The following is a 14,383-nucleotide window of genomic DNA, read 5'->3' as shown; positions in this document are numbered from 1 at the left end:
CGATCCTTTGGGAGTGGAACCGTTTCAAGGGAGTGTATCAGCGGGATCAATAACGTAGGCGAAGCCATCAGGGATCTGGATGGACCTTCCGCGGACCCCCGTTAAACTTATGTCCGTCATAGCAAAGACTTATGTGTGTTTTAGGCACATCTCCTGCATACTTGTGAGTGACCGGGGTCACGACACCCGGATTTTTGGACAATGAAGTCAGAAAGGCTGGACATGACACAGCACCGTCGCTATTCAGGCCTGAAGGTCGGCGCCCTCGCCGTCCCCACCGTCGCAGCACTCATTCTTACCGGTTGCTCGGCCTCCACCGGCAGCAGCTCCTCTTCGGGTGGTTCCCAGGAATTTTCACTGTCCTTCGCGACATCCAACACCATCGAGAGCCCCTTCCAGGTGTTGGCAGAAAATTACATGAAGTCACACCCGAACGTGAAAATCACCTTCAATCCTCAGCCGAACGACTCCTATGACCAGACCCTGCGCACACAGCTCCAGGCCGGAAACGCCTCAGACGTCGTAGTGACCTCACCCGGCTCCGGCACCGGCCGCAGCATCCTGCCGCTCGTCCAGGCAGGTTTCCTTGAGCCGCTTGACGATGCCGCGAAGCAACTGCTCCCCGAGGGAAGCGCCAGCACCTTTGGAACCGACGGCAAGGTGTACGGCCAGGCCACGGAAATTACGATCTCTGCCTTGGTGAGTAATGAGACGGCTGCAGCTGCAGCCGGCGGCTTCCCTGCCGACTATTCCTCCCTCCAGCAGCAGTGCAAGGCTCTGGAGTCCTCCGGTAAATCCCTCTTTGCCCTTGCCGGATCAGCCCCTCCCAACACAGGGCTGATGGCGATGTCCCTGGCAGCCTCGCGCGTCTACGCGGAAGACCCGAAATGGAACGATAAGCGCGCCGCCAAGGAAGCCACCTTCGCCGGCTCGGACGGTTGGAAGTCGGCCCTCGAAGCAGTTAATACCTTGAAGGACGCGGGCTGCTTCCAGAAGGGTGCTGCCGGCGGCGGCTTCGATGCCATCACCAAGGGGCTTGCCAGCGGAACGTCCGTGAGCGGCTTCATCCCGGCCCCAAGCTGGAAGCAGCTGCAGTCCGCCGCTGGGGGCTCCCAGTTTGCCGTACGGCCGTTCCCGGCGGAACAGGGCTCAGGTAATAGCTACGTATTTGCCAGCGCAAACTACGCCTTCTCCATCAACGCGGCCTCCAAGAACAAGGACGCTGCCAAGGCCTTCCTCGACTGGGCCGCCCAGCCTGAGCAGACCAAGGCATTCGCAGAAATCGACGGTGCCCTGCCGGTCAGCGGACTCGACAAGTACGATTTCGACGGCGGCGCCTATAAGAACGTCGGAGGCCTGATGAAGGACGGCAAGTACGGCCCCCTGCCTAACATCCAGTGGCCGAATTCCGCCGTCTACGACGCGCTGGCCACGGGGGTCCAGGGCATCATCACCGGCCAGAAGAGCCCTGACCAGGTCCTGCAGGCCATGGACGCGGCCTGGGATCAGTAGCAGTTCTTGACCATCAACGTTCCGACGACTCAAAGGGACAAGCAAGGAATACCAATGACTGCGACGATGCAACCGAAAAGCGAAGCAGCTGAAGCACCCCGGCGAGGCAAGCGGACGCCGGGGGCGGGTGAGAACACCCGTCCCCGGCGGGGGCCCATGCAGTTCGGGCACTGGTGGTGGGCGCTGCCCGGGATCGCCCTGGTGTTTACCATCCACTACGTGGCAACCGGAATCGGCGGATTCTTCGCCTTTACCAACTGGACGGGCATCGGCTCGTTCAAAATCACGGGCTGGACAAACTTTGAGGCCATCTTCAAGGACCCCACGAAACTCGGAGCCCTCTTCAACACCCTCTTTCTGGCCTTTGGCTCGGTTCTCCTGGGCAACATCGCCGGGTTGGTCATTGCGCTGGGCCTGAACCGCGTCGTCAAGACGCGCTACATCCTCCGGACCCTCTTCTTCATGCCGGTGGTGCTCAGCCCGCTAGCCACGGCCTACATCTGGAAATACATCTTCGACTTCGACGGTCCGCTCAATGCCTTCCTTACGGCAATAGGCGCCGGCGACCAGGCCAAGCCGTGGCTGGCCGACCCGCAGTGGGCCATCTGGACCGTGCTGGTGGTGCTGGTCTGGTCTTCCACCGGCTTTGCCATGGTGATTTTTATGGCCGGCCTGGCCGGTGTCCCCGTGGAAGTGGAGGAGGCGGCGGCCATTGACGGTGCCAATCTGTGGCAGCGGTTCCGCAACGTTACGCTGCCCGCCATCCGCCCCGCCGTCGCCATCGCCACCACGCTGGGAATCGTCCAGGGGCTGCGCGTCTTCGATCCCATCATGGCGCTCACCGGCGGCGGACCTGCCGGAGCGACGGAAACGCTGGCCACGCTGGTTTACAAGCAGGCCTTTGCGCTCGGGAACTTCGGGGGCGGTGCCGCCCTGGCCCTGGTGCTCGCCGCCATCATCCTGATCTTCGCCGTTCTCCAGCAGCGGCTGACGCGTTCGAACCCTGAGGACTAAGCCATGTTCCGCTACACCAAACTCACCCTGCTCCGCGAAGTCGGCCTCTGGGCGCTGGCCCTGGTGTTCCTCGCACCGTTCTACTTCCTGGTGACAACTGCCCTGAAGCCGGACAACGAGTTGTTCACCACCTCGGCCCTGGCTCCGCCAACAAGCCCCGACTTCAGCAACTTTATCGACGTCCTCACCGCCACCGGCAACTCCAACGTGGTGATGGGCCTGGTCAACAGCGCCATCATCACCGCAGGCAGCATCGTGGGGCTGATCGCACTCGGTTCCATCACCGGATATGTCATCTCCCGCAGCACCCGACGCTGGAGCAAGGGCGCGTATTACCTCTTCCTGATCGCCATCATCCTCCCCGGCCAGCTCGGCGCCGTCCCGCTCTACATGGGTGCACGGGCCCTTGGGCTCACCGGATCCGCTTGGGGCCTGATCATCCTCTACACGGGCATGCTCCTGCCGTTGTCGATCTTCCTCTACGCAAACTTCTTCCGCGGCCTCGGCACGGACTACGAAGAAGCGGCCACCATCGACGGCGCCAGCAAATCCCAGATTTTCTCCAAGGTGGTGTTCCCCATGATGGCCCCAGCCACGGGAACGGTCACCATCTTCGCCGGGCTCATCGTGTGGAACGACTTCTTCACGTCGCTGATCTTCCTGGGCGGCTCCGCCAACCAGACGCTGCCGGTGGCCATGTACTACTACATCGGCTCCCTGGTCTCCCAGTGGAACTCGATCTTCGCGATAGTGATCGTCTCCATGATTCCCATCCTGGCGCTGTTCCTGTTCGCGCAGAAACGGTTCATCCAGGGCTTCTCCGGCGGCCTGAAGGGCTGACCCGCGATGGTTGACAACCGCGCAGCGTTCGAGCGCTTCGTGGAGATCTTCTACACCCAAAAACGGGTGCGTGAAGCCTTCGACTTCCTTGTGGCCGACGACTACCGGCAGCACAACCCGACCATTCCTGACGGGCCTGAGGCGGCAGTAAGGATGCTGACGCCGAAGTTCGACGGATCGCCAGACTCCCGGTTCGAGGTTCAGCGCATCCTGGTGGACGGTGACCTGGCGTTGGTGCATGTGCGCGCTTCAGGTCCCGGGCGTCCCGACGCCGCCGTCGCAGACATTTACCGCTTCGAAAACGGGCGGATTGTTGAGCACTGGGACGTGCTTCAGCCGGTTCCCGAGCACCCGGTCCACGACCACCCCATGTTTTAGACCACCATCTCAATTCCCTAGGAGACATCCATGTTTCAACTTTCGCCCAATATCGACCTTTTGTTCGCCGAAGCAGGCGAAAGTGCTGCTGACCGGGTTCGCGCGGCGGCAGCGGCCGGCTTCGACGCCGTCGAAATGTGGGGCCCAACGGGCAAAGACATCCCGGCCCTGAAGCACGCGCTCGACGAAACCGGAGTCCAGCTCACCTCCCAACTGGCGGAACCGCGTATGCAGTTCATGATCCCGCCCCGCAACCACGATGCTTTCTACACCGGGCTGGACGCCGGCGTCGAAGTGGCACAGCAGCTCGGCTGCCCCCGGATGGTAGTGGGCAGCGGTACCGGATTCGGCGGCCGCAAGCGGCAGGACCAGCTGGACGAACTGATCGAGATCTTCACCCGAGGCGTCGCGCACATCGAGGGTTCCGGCATCACCCTGGTCCTCGAACCGGTGAACGTCAGGGTTGACCACCCGGGAGCCCTCCTGGACCGGACCTCGGAAGCCGTCTATGTCGCCAAGGGCGTCAACTCGCCCAACTTCGGCGTTCTCTACGACCTCTACCACTCCACGGTCGAGGGCGAGGACGTGGCCGCCGAGCTCGCCAACGCCGGCGACCTCATCAAGTATGTTCAGATCGCCGATGCGCCGGGGCGCGGCGAACCCGGCTCGGGATCCATCGACTGGCACGCCCGGCTCACGGACCTGGGGAACAGCGGGTATGCCGGCCCCATCGGGCTCGAGTACTATCCGACGATCGACTCGGCGAAGTCCGTCCGGCGCATCCAGGAACTGGTGGCGGGATGGTGAGCGGTAACCGGTATCCCGTTGCGGTCGACGTCGCCATCGTCGGCAGCGGCCCCACGGCATCGGCATACGCGCGGATCCTCAGCGAGGAAGCTCCTGGTGCCACCATCGCCATGTTCGAGGTGGGCCCCACGGTCAGCAATCCACCCGGGGCGCACGTCAAGAACATTGAGGATCCTGAACGCCGCAGCCTCGCGCAGCGGGCATCGGAAGGTCCCGGTGCAGGTGCCGAAACCGTGAACTCACCCGGCGCGGTCAAAAGCGGGGAGCGAAGGGCCAGGCCCGGAACCTACCTGCTGCAGGACGGCTACGTCTTCCCCGGCGAGGACGGGATGCCCGTTGCCGCCATGTCCAGCAACGTGGGCGGCATGGCCGCCCACTGGACCGCTGCCTGCCCCCGCCCGGGCGGCAAAGAGCGCATTCCGTTCCTGCCGGACCTTGAAGAGCTTCTTGAGGACGCCGACCGGCTGCTGGGGGTGACCACCCGCGCCTTTGACGGGGCTCCGTTCTCTGACCTCGTCCGGGAACGACTCGCCGCCGCCGTGGACGCGGGCCGTGGCACCGCCTACCGCGTCCAGCCCATGCCTCTTGCTGTACACCGGCGGGAGGACGGCGGCCTGGTCTGGTCAGGTTCCGACGTCGTGATGGGGGATGTGACCCGCGAAAATCCGCAGTTTGAACTCTTTGATGAGGCGCTGGTAACGCGTGTGCTCCTGGAGGATGGCGCTGCTGCCGGCATCGAAGTCCAGGACCGCCGCAGCGGCGAAACCCATCAGGTGGCCGCCCGCTACGTTGTGGTGGGTGCGGATGCCCTGCGCACGCCGCAGCTGCTGTGGGCTTCCGGGATCCGGCCTGACGCCCTGGGCCGCTACCTCAACGACCAGGCGCAGGTAGTGTTCGCGAGCCGGCTGCGCGATGTCACGGCTCCGCAGGGCCGGGCAGCCGCCAACGGCGCGCTCAGTGAGCAGAGCGGAGTTGCCTGGGTTCCCTACACGGACGGGGCGCCCTTCCACGGCCAGATCATGCAACTGGATGCGTCACCGGTTCCCTTGGCCGACGATGACCCCGTTGTCCCGGGCTCTATCGTGGGGCTTGGCCTGTTCTGCGCCAAGGATCTGCAGCGCGAGGACCGGGTGGCATTCGACGACGGTGTCCGTGACTCGTACGGAATGCCCGCCATGCGCATCCACTATCGCCTCACAGAGCGGGATCACGAGGTGCTGGACCGCGCCAAGCAGGAAATTGTCCGCCTGGGCAAGGCGGTGGGTGAACCGCTCGACGAGCGTCCGTTCGTCATGCCGCCCGGCGCTTCGCTTCACTACCAGGGCACAACCAGGATGGGTGCAACGGACGACGGCGAGAGCGTGTGTTCGCCCGACAGCCAGGTGTGGCAGGTCCCCGGCCTCTTCGTGGCCGGCAACGGCGTCATTCCCACCGCCACGGCCTGCAATCCCACGCTGACCGCTGTGGCGCTCGCAGTGCGCGGGGCCCGGAAACTCACAGAACAACTCAACAGCTCTTTACTTATGTCTAAATCAGACAATAGACTGACTAAATAATGAATAAGTGGTGCGATGCCGCTGCTATTTCGTTCAATCACAGGCAAGGCATGCCGCAGACAAGGAGGTCTCGATGATCGCCGACCGCATAATCGAGCAGGGAACACTGATCACCCAGGACGGCCGTACCGCCGTCGAAGTCCGCATCCCCTGGTACCGGGCCCTGCCGGGTTCCTGCATCGCTGGAGCTGCATTGACAGTGGACGGCGTCGCCGCCCCCGAGGGCTCACTGCGCTGGACCATGAACAACCGCACTTTCAGCTTCGAGGAACTCGTGGACGAGACCGGCGAATGGTGGTTCCCGCTGGACTCGGCAGTCCTTTCGGGCGACCTTCCCGTCCCGGACAGCCGGACCGAGCACGAGGTCAGGGTGGACCTGAAGCTCTACATCCCCTACATCATCACCGACCACGGCGTGCTGCACATCGAAGAGCACGACACCAAGACCATGAAGGTGGAACAGCGATGACCAGCCTCGGCACGCCGATCCAGGGCGTCACCCTTTACAGCTTCACCCGGGCCTTCCACGCCCGGCAGTACGACCTCGATGGCCTGATCCGCAAAGTGGCGGCCGAAGGCTTCGGCCCAGGGCTCGAAGTCATCGGATTCTCCAGCCTGCGCGGCTTCCCGGACCGGATCGATGACAACTTCGTGGGCCAGTTCCGTGATCTTGTGGCCGAGGTTGACCTGGTCCCCACCTCCCTCGCAGTCAACGTTGACACCGGTATCCGCCGCGACCGGCTGATGAACCATGACGAGCTTGTCGAATACATGCGCAAGCAGATCGAAGTGGCCGCCAGGCTCGGCTTCCCGATCGCCCGGGTGCAGATCTCACTGACTCCGGACGCCATGGAAAGCCTGCTGCCCGTGGCCGAGAAGTACGGCGTCACCCTGGCCCTCGAAGTCCACGCGGACCAGCATGGCGCCCACGAACGTGTCCTGGCCCTTCGCGACCGCTACGAGAAACTCAATTCCCCCTTGCTCGGCTTCACCGCCGACTGGGGTGCCACCGTTACCGGCTTTGCGCCCTCCCTGCTGGAGGCCTACCGCCGCCGTGGTGCTTCGGAGGAACTTCTCGGACAGGTGGTTGACCTGTGGAATGGTTTCTACGTCGACGGACCGCCAAACACGCAAAAGGTTCACGGTGAACGCTTCGGTGCCTTCATCGGCCTGGCGGCCCGCAACGGCCGGCCCGATCTTGGCATTGACTTCGCCATCAACGGAACAGGGCTTTTCGGTCCTGCCCCGCTGGACACCTGGCTGGAGATCATGCCTTGGGTCCGCCACGTGCACGGCAAGTTCTTCGGCATTGACGAGACCGGCGAAGAGCCCTCGGTGCCGGTCCGGAGCCTTGTCCGGCAACTGGTTGAGAACGGCTACTCCGGCGCAATCTCCAGCGAATACGAAGGCTGGCACTGGAACAACTGGCAGGACCCGTTCGACATCATCCGCGGCGAGCAGGCCGTCCAGCGCTCAGCGGCCGCCAACGCCGGTTCGGCCATGATCACCGACGCTTCAGAAGCCCGCCGCATCCTCAACAGCCATCTCGCCCAGCCCGTCCGCGGCTGACAACGAAGGAACCAGAAATCATGTCAGAAGGCATCGCAGGCTCGGGCATCGAGCTTGGCATTACCCTCTATTCGCTCACCTCCGAGTTCGCCGCCGGACTCTACACTCCTGAGACGCTGATCAAAGCTGTTGCAGATGAAGGCCTCGGCCCGGGGGTTGAGTTCAACATCGCCCAGATGCTGCGCACCTACCCGGACGTCGACGACGACTTCGTCCGCCTGTGGCGCGACAGCATGGACCGCTACGGCCTGACCCCCAGCGCAGTGGGCACCAACCTGGACATGGGCCGCCGCAAGGACCGGGACATGACACCCGATGAGGAGTACGACTTCTTCGCCGCGCAGCTGCACACGGCCAACAAGCTTGGATTCCACCGCGTGGTGATCCGCTCCGCGGGCAAGGAATTGCTCCGCCGGCTGCTTCCCCTGGCCGAGAAGTACGACCAGAAGCTCGGCTACGAAATTCACGCGCCGCAGGGCCCGAACGATCCCAAGATCCTGCAGATCCGCGAGATGTACGAGGAACTGGCAAGCGACCGGCTCGGTTTCACCGCAGACTTCAGCTCGACGATGCACAGCCTTTCCCCGACCCTCTTCCGCACGTTGACGCAAATGGGGCTGCCCGAGGAGCACTTTGCCGTCATGCAGGACATCTGGCGCAAGCCGTTGCCGATGCAGGAGCGCAACCAGGAGTTCGAGGACTACCTGAACGCCAACAACTTCGACCCCGCGCGCCTTGGTCCCTTCACCCGGCTGGCGTTCAACATGCACGGACTGGTTCCGCCGGAGGAATGGCTGGATATCATGCCGCAGATCTTCCATGTCCACGCGAAGTTCTACGACATCGACGAACACGGCAATGAACCCGCGATGGACATTCCCCGCATTGTGCGCCAGTTCGTCAAGGGCGGCTACCAGGGCTACCTGTCCAGCGAGTGGGAGGGCCACGCGTTCGCCGACCTGGGCGAATCCGATCCGATCGACCTCGTCAAGAAGCAGCACACGCTGATGCGGCATGCCATCGAAGAAGCCGCTGATCCAAATGCATCCGACTCCCACCCGACCCTGGTCGAGACTGTTAAGTAAGGAAAGCCATGGCAACTCACAATTCCCTGTTCCAGGACACCGACGTCCGCAGGCACCCCGAGGGGATTGCCGTATCGGTGCAGCTGCCCTGGTACCGCAGCCTCTGGCTGTCCGCCGTTGACGACGTCGTTGCAACGGTCAACGGCGTGGAGATTCCCAAGGAGTCCCTCCGCTTCGAACTGCAGGACAAGTCCTACTCCATAGCTGAACTCCCGGAGCAATGGGAAACCCTGTGGTTCGTCGCAGACAAGCCCGACGTGATCATCCCGCTGGACCGCGTCCCCGACGCCGGCGAGGAGATCGACGTCGAGGTCATCCTCACCCTGCGCCTGCTGTATATGCAGATCGCGCCGATGCGCTACGTGGGCAACCGCGTCGCGGTTGAACGGACGGTGGTGCTCGCATGAAAACCCTGCGCGTGGCCATGATCGGTTATGGCTTCATGGGTGCTGCCCACTCCCAAGGCTGGCGGACGGCGCCGCGGGTATTCGGCCTGCCTGCCGAACCGGAAATGGCGGTTATCGCCGGCCGTAACGCTGAAGCGGTCGCCGCCGCTGCCAGCAAGTGGGGCTGGGCCGAGTCAGCAACAGACTGGCGGGACGTGATCGCCCGTGACGATATCGACGTCGTCGATATCGTCACCCCCGGCGACTCCCACGCCGAAATCGCGATCGCCGCGCTGGAGGCCGGTAAGCACGTTTTGTGCGAAAAACCACTCGCCAACTCGGTGGCGGAAGCCGAAGCGATGGCCGAAGCTGCCGAACGGGCGGCTGCCCGGGGCATCCAGGCAATGGTCGGTTTCACCTACCGCCGCGTTCCGGCCGTCACCTTCCTCCGCAACCTCATCGCCGAAGGCGCCGTCGGCACGATCAACCAGGTGCGTGCCTCCTACCGGCAGGACTGGCTGGTGGACCCGGAGATGCCGCTGGCGTGGCGTCTGCAGAAGGAACACGCCGGCTCGGGGGCCCTGGGGGACATCGGTGCCCACGCCATCGACCTGGCCCAGTTCGTCACCGGCCTGAACCTGGAGAAGGTGTCCGGCGTTATCGACACCATCGTGAAGGAGCGGCCTCTTTTGAAGGGCTCCACTTCAGGCTCCGGACCTTCCGATACCGGGCTTTCCGGCGCTGCCGGCGTCGGCTCCGGCCAGGTGACGGTGGACGATATCGCCATCTTCACGGGCCGCTTCGAATCCGGCGCGCTGGCGTCGTTCGAGGCCACCCGGTTTGCCACCGGCCGGAAGAACGCGCTGCAGATTGAGGTTTCCGGGGACAAGGGCGCCCTGGCCTTCGACCTGGAGGACCTCAACAGCGTCCAGTTCTACGACCGCACGGCCCCTGCGGACCGCCAGGGCTTCCGGAAGATCCTGGTCACGGAAGCGGTGCATCCCTACGTTTCGGCGTGGTGGCCGGCAGGCCACATGCTCGGTTACGAGCACGGGTTCTCCCACCAGGTCAAGGACCTCGTGGAGGGCATCGTGGGCGGCTCCGCCCCGCATTCGTCGTTCGCCGACGGGCTGAGGGTGCAGCGGGTGCTCGACGCTGTCGAGCGCAGTTCCGAAAATGATTCCGCCTGGACACGGGTCGCTGCCGGCGTTCCCGTGCCGGCCAGTTGAGGAGGGGAAGTACGTGGCACGACCAATTACCTTGTTCACCGGCCAGTGGGCCGACCTGCCGTTCGAGGAGGTGGCCCGGCTCGCCGGCGAGTGGGGCTACGACGGGCTGGAGATCGCCTGCTGGGGTGACCACCTGGATCCCTGGCGCTGGGACGACGACGCCTATGTGCAGGGCAAGCTGGACATTCTTGAACGCCACGGCCTCAAAGTGTGGACCATCTCCAACCACCTCAAGGGCCAGGCCGTCTGCGACGACCCGATCGACGAACGGCACCGCGGCATCCTGCCGGACGTCGTATGGGGCGACGGCGATCCTGAAGGGGTCCGCCGTCGTGCCGCCGAGGAACTGAAGAACACTGCACGGCTCGCCGCAAAGCTGGGCGTGAAAACGGTGACCGGCTTTACGGGATCGTCCATCTGGAAGTACGTGGCGATGTTCCCGCCCGCCTCCGAAAAGATGGTCGACGCCGGCTACCAGGATTTTGCCGACCGGTGGAACCCCATCCTCGATGTCTTTGACGAGGTGGGCGTCCGGTTCGCCCATGAGGTGCACCCGTCAGAGATCGCCTACGACTACTGGACAACGCAGCGCGCCCTCGAGGCGATCGGGCACCGCGAGGCCTTTGGCCTGAACTGGGACCCGAGCCACATGGTGTGGCAGGACATCGACCCTGTGGGGTTCCTGTGGGACTTCAAGGACCGGATCTACCATGTGCACTGCAAGGACACGAAGAAGCGCCTGTCCAACGGGCGCAACGGCCGGCTGTCCTCCCATTTGCCCTGGGCTGATCCGCGCCGCGGCTGGGACTTCATCTCCACCGGCCACGGCGACGTGCCTTGGGAGGATGCGTTCCGGATGCTGAACGCCATCGACTACCGCGGGCCGCTGTCCGTGGAGTGGGAGGACGCCGGAATGGACCGGCTGGATGGCGCCCCCGAGGCGCTGGCTTTCGTGCGCCGGCTCTCCGGCTATGAACCCTCCGCCGCAGCTTTCGACGCCGCATTCAGCACGAAATAATTCGCAGACAAGTGAGGCCGGCCCCGCGGGGCCGGCCTCACTTGTATGCCATGAGCTTCTTGTATCCGGTCAGCTTTTTATATCGGTCAGAGGGCAGCCCGGGCCGCTGGTGCCGGCTCCACCGCTGCTGGCTCCGCGAGGGCTGCCCCCGCCAGGGCCAGGTGACTCCGCGTCATCTCCGTTGGGTCGTCCTGCAGCCACTCGTGGCCGCCCCATTCGCTGGTCAGCGTGCCCGTGAAGCCGGTCCCGCGCAGCAGGCTGCCGAGGTCATGCAGCGGCCGGGAAACCCGGCCGCAGTCGTCGTCCAGATCCCAGAACTTCAGATGGAAGGCGCCCACCAGGGGGAGGATGCCCTGCAGGTCTGCGGCGTCACTGCGGCCGAAGCGGATGAGCAGGTTCATGAAGAGCGTGTGGATGCGCGGCGGAACCTTCCCTGCGCGGAGCAGGGCGGTAACGGCACCGTGGGTGGCGGGATCGCGCCAGTCATTCTCCAGGCGCGCCAGAAGATCGGAAGGAACGCCGCCCCGCCGCAACTCATGAAGGTACGTGACGGGAAGGGCCGGCATGAGCATGCTGATGTCAACGAGTACCCGAACGCGCTCATCTGCCAGCCCGGCTATCGCATCCAGGGCTGGTGCCACCGAAGGGTTGTTTGGAGTCTGCTGCCCTTGGATTTCTTCGTACAGCACCAGGTCGAGTTCATGCAGCAGCGGCTGCAGCATCGTGAGCAGTTCCGTGCCCGCCTGTCCGATCGGCAACCGGATCCCGCGGGCACCCACTCGGCTGGCGGCGCTGAGCTGGGGGACCAGGAAGTCCAGGCGCTCCTGCAACGAGCGGCGGTCGGTTGCGGACGTGAAGTCGTCGAGGCTGGCGCCAACGATGCTGACGCGTCCCCCTCTTGCCGCCAGCGAATCCCGCAGTTCGTCCACCTCGGCGTCCTGCGGAGCGGGGAAGGACCGCCACAGCAGCCCAGGTTCGAGCTCTATTGTCTTCGTCACGGAATCCGCGATGCCAATCACAACGTCCGAGGCTGTCCGGCGGGCTGCCGTGATCTCCGGAGTCCAGTTGAACGAGCTGGCGCCCAGGGTCCAGTTCTCAGGAAGTGCGGGGGCCATGTGATGCCTTCCCATTTATGCTTGTTAATGACAAACTTATGTCACTTTTAGGATAAAGGACGGAAGCCATGTTGCAAACCGCTTTGCGCGAAGATGCGCTGACGGCCACGCCGGAAGGCTTTGAACTCCGGCTCGGCCTGTCGTGGATCCGCTCAATGCCCCTTTCCAGCGTGGCTGAGCTCGCAGTTGAGCTCGACGGCATCCCGGTGGCACCAGGGGAGTTGGCGGTGGTGCTGGGGGCCCGGCGCGTGCGTGCGGACGCATTGCAGGCGGAGTCCGGGTGGTGGTTCGTGCAGGACAGGCTGGTCCTGGCCGGCAGGCGCGAGCTTTCCCGCGGGGTGCACGCCATCGCCGTCGACTTCCAGCTGCTGGTGCCCTACCTTCAGGCGCGTCCCGGTTCGCCGCTGGTCCTGCCGTTCCATCTGGAGGCCCAGCTGGAGCTTGACCGGGCGCCGGTACCCAGCGTTTCCCGCGACGTGGCCTGAGCGGCTATGCCCAGGCCACGCAGTGGACCCTATGCGGGAACGGCGTGCCGTTCCGGTGAGGGCCTGCCGTCAGCAAACCAGCGCGGGAAGGTGACATCGAACAGCTGCTCGCGCGCCAGCTCGGCTCCTCCGCGCAGGGGTTCGCGCTCATCGTTGACGGACAAGGTGATGGTGAGGTCGCGGGTGGCGAGCGGCAGGGACAGTTCGTAGACCCGCTGGCGCACTTCGGCCAGGAATACTTCGCCGGCCGATCCCATGGCCCCGCCGATGACGATGATTCCGGGGTTGAACATGTTCACCAGGGCTGCAATGGTCTCACCCGCTACCCGGGCCGACTTTTGAATCAGTGTGATGGCCAGCGGGTCCCCGGCCTGGGCCGCGAGGGTGATCTCCTCGAGGGTCAGTGTCCCCTTTTTTGCCAGCGGAGCCAGGGAGCTGTGGGTGCCTTCCCTGACAGCCTCTTCCGCGTCCCTGACCAGGGCCCAGCCGCTGGCCACCGCTTCGAGACAGCCGATCTTGCCGCAGCGGCATTGGGCATGGGAGTCGGAAACCCGGACATGGCCGATGTCGCCGGCCGCGCCGTTGGCGCCGCGGTGGATTCTGCCCTGGGACAGCAGGCCGGCACCGATGCCGGAACCGATCTTGCAATAGATGAGGTTCGCGAGGGATTCGCGACGCCGGGCGCGCTCACCAAGGGCAAGCAGGTTGACGTCGTTATCCACCCACACCGGTGCGTTAAAGCGGTCCTCGAAGGGTGTGCGGACATCGAATCCATTCCACCCGGGCATGATCGGAGGTGCCACCGGTTGTCCCGTGGCGAAGTCAACCGGGCCGGGGAGGCCCACCACCACACCCCAGACGGGCACTTGGTGATCCTTTTTCAGCACGTCGTCAACGAGCGCCATCACGGCGTCAATGGTCTTCTCGGGGCCCTGGGCGATGTCCCAGGTGCGGTGCGTGTGTGCCAGGATGTCGCCGTCCAGGGCAGTGACGCCAACCCTTATATGAGCGGCTCCGAGGGCGCATATGACGATCCGGCCCTGCTCCGCGCGGAAGCGAAGGGTCCGGGGTGCGCGGCCACCGGAGGAGGCGCCGAATTCTCCATCCCCGAGAAAGCCGATCTCAATGGCCTGGTCCACACGCTGGCTGACAACGCCCCTGCCCAGCCCGGTGACCTTGCCGATTTCAGGGCGCGTTGTCGCCTCGCCCGTTCGCACCAGGTTGACGATCCTCAGCAGGCTCGTCACTTCATCCGTTTGTGCTCCAAAGCGGAGTGTGGACTCTGTCGTCATGATCACAATTCTCACACATAAGGGGGGACTAAGGTGGGGTTGAACGCGACTATAGCCGGATATTTCCGTACTTATGAATAATAAGGACAAAAGAGGG

15 protein-coding genes are annotated in these 14,383 nt (G+C 64.2%); 13 read left to right on the top strand and 2 right to left on the bottom strand.

Annotated elements, in window-relative coordinates:
* Positions 1–222 precede the first annotated feature (222 nt).
* From AC1DBX_RS13400 to AC1DBX_RS13345, 12 genes are all read left to right on the top strand, one after another.
* Positions 223–1,512, top strand: a complete 1,290-nt coding sequence (locus AC1DBX_RS13400; protein ID WP_230010184.1) for an ABC transporter substrate-binding protein — start codon at positions 223–225, stop codon at positions 1,510–1,512.
* Between the two features lie 54 nt (positions 1,513–1,566).
* On the top strand, positions 1,567–2,526 hold the full coding sequence (locus AC1DBX_RS13395) for a carbohydrate ABC transporter permease (RefSeq protein ID WP_476931963.1): 960 nt from the start codon (positions 1,567–1,569) through the stop codon (positions 2,524–2,526).
* Positions 2,527–2,529: 3 nt separating this feature from the next.
* A complete protein-coding gene (locus AC1DBX_RS13390) occupies positions 2,530–3,366 on the top strand; it encodes a carbohydrate ABC transporter permease (protein ID WP_223913472.1) in 837 nt (278 codons plus the stop codon).
* Between the two features lie 6 nt (positions 3,367–3,372).
* Positions 3,373–3,744: a nuclear transport factor 2 family protein gene (locus AC1DBX_RS13385; RefSeq protein WP_476849724.1), complete on the top strand. Its 372-nt coding sequence runs from the start codon at positions 3,373–3,375 to the stop codon at positions 3,742–3,744.
* Positions 3,745–3,774: 30 nt separating this feature from the next.
* Positions 3,775–4,551 (top strand): TIM barrel protein, encoded by a 777-nt coding sequence (locus tag AC1DBX_RS13380; RefSeq protein WP_476871444.1) that lies wholly within the window; start codon positions 3,775–3,777, stop codon positions 4,549–4,551.
* A complete protein-coding gene (locus tag AC1DBX_RS13375; protein WP_476857622.1) occupies positions 4,545–6,107 on the top strand; it encodes a GMC oxidoreductase in 1,563 nt (520 codons plus the stop codon). The genes AC1DBX_RS13380 and AC1DBX_RS13375 overlap by 7 nt, the downstream gene beginning before the upstream one ends.
* 73 nt (positions 6,108–6,180) lie before the next feature.
* Positions 6,181–6,576, top strand: a complete 396-nt coding sequence (locus AC1DBX_RS13370) for a C-glycoside deglycosidase beta subunit domain-containing protein (RefSeq protein ID WP_230009126.1) — start codon at positions 6,181–6,183, stop codon at positions 6,574–6,576.
* On the top strand, positions 6,573–7,676 hold the full coding sequence (locus AC1DBX_RS13365) for a sugar phosphate isomerase/epimerase family protein (protein WP_476931962.1): 1,104 nt from the start codon (positions 6,573–6,575) through the stop codon (positions 7,674–7,676). Before AC1DBX_RS13370 ends, AC1DBX_RS13365 begins: the two co-directional genes overlap by 4 nt.
* Positions 7,677–7,696: 20 nt before the next feature.
* Positions 7,697–8,761, top strand: coding sequence for a sugar phosphate isomerase/epimerase family protein (locus AC1DBX_RS13360; RefSeq protein ID WP_476857620.1), 1,065 nt, complete (start codon positions 7,697–7,699; stop codon positions 8,759–8,761).
* A gap of 8 nt (positions 8,762–8,769) precedes the next feature.
* Positions 8,770–9,168: a C-glycoside deglycosidase beta subunit domain-containing protein gene (locus tag AC1DBX_RS13355; RefSeq protein WP_223913478.1), complete on the top strand. Its 399-nt coding sequence runs from the start codon at positions 8,770–8,772 to the stop codon at positions 9,166–9,168.
* Complete coding sequence (locus AC1DBX_RS13350) at positions 9,165–10,376, top strand: Gfo/Idh/MocA family protein (RefSeq protein ID WP_476931961.1); 1,212 nt, start codon at positions 9,165–9,167, stop codon at positions 10,374–10,376. The genes AC1DBX_RS13355 and AC1DBX_RS13350 overlap by 4 nt, the downstream gene beginning before the upstream one ends.
* Positions 10,377–10,389: 13 nt before the next feature.
* Entirely contained in the window at positions 10,390–11,394 is a 1,005-nt protein-coding gene (locus AC1DBX_RS13345) for a sugar phosphate isomerase/epimerase family protein (RefSeq protein WP_028275812.1), read from the top strand.
* Positions 11,395–11,480: 86 nt separating this feature from the next.
* Here AC1DBX_RS13345 and AC1DBX_RS13340 read toward each other — a convergent pair whose 3' ends face one another.
* Entirely contained in the window at positions 11,481–12,509 is a 1,029-nt protein-coding gene (locus AC1DBX_RS13340; RefSeq protein ID WP_476931960.1) for an apurinic/apyrimidinic endonuclease family protein, read from the bottom strand.
* 68 nt (positions 12,510–12,577) lie between these two features.
* Here AC1DBX_RS13340 and AC1DBX_RS13335 point away from each other — a divergent pair, with 68 nt between their 5' ends.
* Positions 12,578–12,994 carry a C-glycoside deglycosidase beta subunit domain-containing protein gene (locus tag AC1DBX_RS13335; RefSeq protein WP_476931959.1) on the top strand — a complete coding sequence of 139 codons (417 nt, stop codon included), beginning with the start codon at positions 12,578–12,580 and terminating at the stop codon, positions 12,992–12,994.
* A 29-nt stretch (positions 12,995–13,023) separates the two neighbouring features.
* Here the strand turns inward: AC1DBX_RS13335 and AC1DBX_RS13330 are convergent, their stop codons facing one another.
* Positions 13,024–14,286 (bottom strand): ROK family protein, encoded by a 1,263-nt coding sequence (locus tag AC1DBX_RS13330; protein ID WP_476849715.1) that lies wholly within the window; start codon positions 14,284–14,286, stop codon positions 13,024–13,026.
* Positions 14,287–14,383 lie beyond the last annotated feature (97 nt).

It is taken from the genome of Arthrobacter sp. 10N44_2 (assembly GCF_056394385.1).
This window is presented reverse-complemented; position numbering and strand designations above follow the sequence as displayed.

What these genes read in the sequence shown, in the direction of transcription:
- AC1DBX_RS13400 (WP_230010184.1), top strand. Translation starts at nt 223, where the DNA reads ATGACACAGCACCGTCGCTATTCAGGCCTGAAGGTCGGCGCCCTCGCC.
- AC1DBX_RS13395 (WP_476931963.1), top strand. Translation starts at nt 1,567, where the DNA reads ATGACTGCGACGATGCAACCGAAAAGCGAAGCAGCTGAAGCACCCCGG.
- AC1DBX_RS13390 (WP_223913472.1), top strand. Translation starts at nt 2,530, where the DNA reads ATGTTCCGCTACACCAAACTCACCCTGCTCCGCGAAGTCGGCCTCTGG.
- AC1DBX_RS13385 (WP_476849724.1), top strand. Translation starts at nt 3,373, where the DNA reads ATGGTTGACAACCGCGCAGCGTTCGAGCGCTTCGTGGAGATCTTCTAC.
- AC1DBX_RS13380 (WP_476871444.1), top strand. Translation starts at nt 3,775, where the DNA reads ATGTTTCAACTTTCGCCCAATATCGACCTTTTGTTCGCCGAAGCAGGC.
- AC1DBX_RS13375 (WP_476857622.1), top strand. Translation starts at nt 4,545, where the DNA reads ATGGTGAGCGGTAACCGGTATCCCGTTGCGGTCGACGTCGCCATCGTC.
- AC1DBX_RS13370 (WP_230009126.1), top strand. Translation starts at nt 6,181, where the DNA reads ATGATCGCCGACCGCATAATCGAGCAGGGAACACTGATCACCCAGGAC.
- AC1DBX_RS13365 (WP_476931962.1), top strand. Translation starts at nt 6,573, where the DNA reads ATGACCAGCCTCGGCACGCCGATCCAGGGCGTCACCCTTTACAGCTTC.
- AC1DBX_RS13360 (WP_476857620.1), top strand. Translation starts at nt 7,697, where the DNA reads ATGTCAGAAGGCATCGCAGGCTCGGGCATCGAGCTTGGCATTACCCTC.
- AC1DBX_RS13355 (WP_223913478.1), top strand. Translation starts at nt 8,770, where the DNA reads ATGGCAACTCACAATTCCCTGTTCCAGGACACCGACGTCCGCAGGCAC.
- AC1DBX_RS13350 (WP_476931961.1), top strand. Translation starts at nt 9,165, where the DNA reads ATGAAAACCCTGCGCGTGGCCATGATCGGTTATGGCTTCATGGGTGCT.
- AC1DBX_RS13340 (WP_476931960.1), bottom strand. Translation starts at nt 12,509, where the DNA reads ATGGCCCCCGCACTTCCTGAGAACTGGACCCTGGGCGCCAGCTCGTTC.
- AC1DBX_RS13335 (WP_476931959.1), top strand. Translation starts at nt 12,578, where the DNA reads ATGTTGCAAACCGCTTTGCGCGAAGATGCGCTGACGGCCACGCCGGAA.
- AC1DBX_RS13330 (WP_476849715.1), bottom strand. Translation starts at nt 14,286, where the DNA reads ATGACGACAGAGTCCACACTCCGCTTTGGAGCACAAACGGATGAAGTG.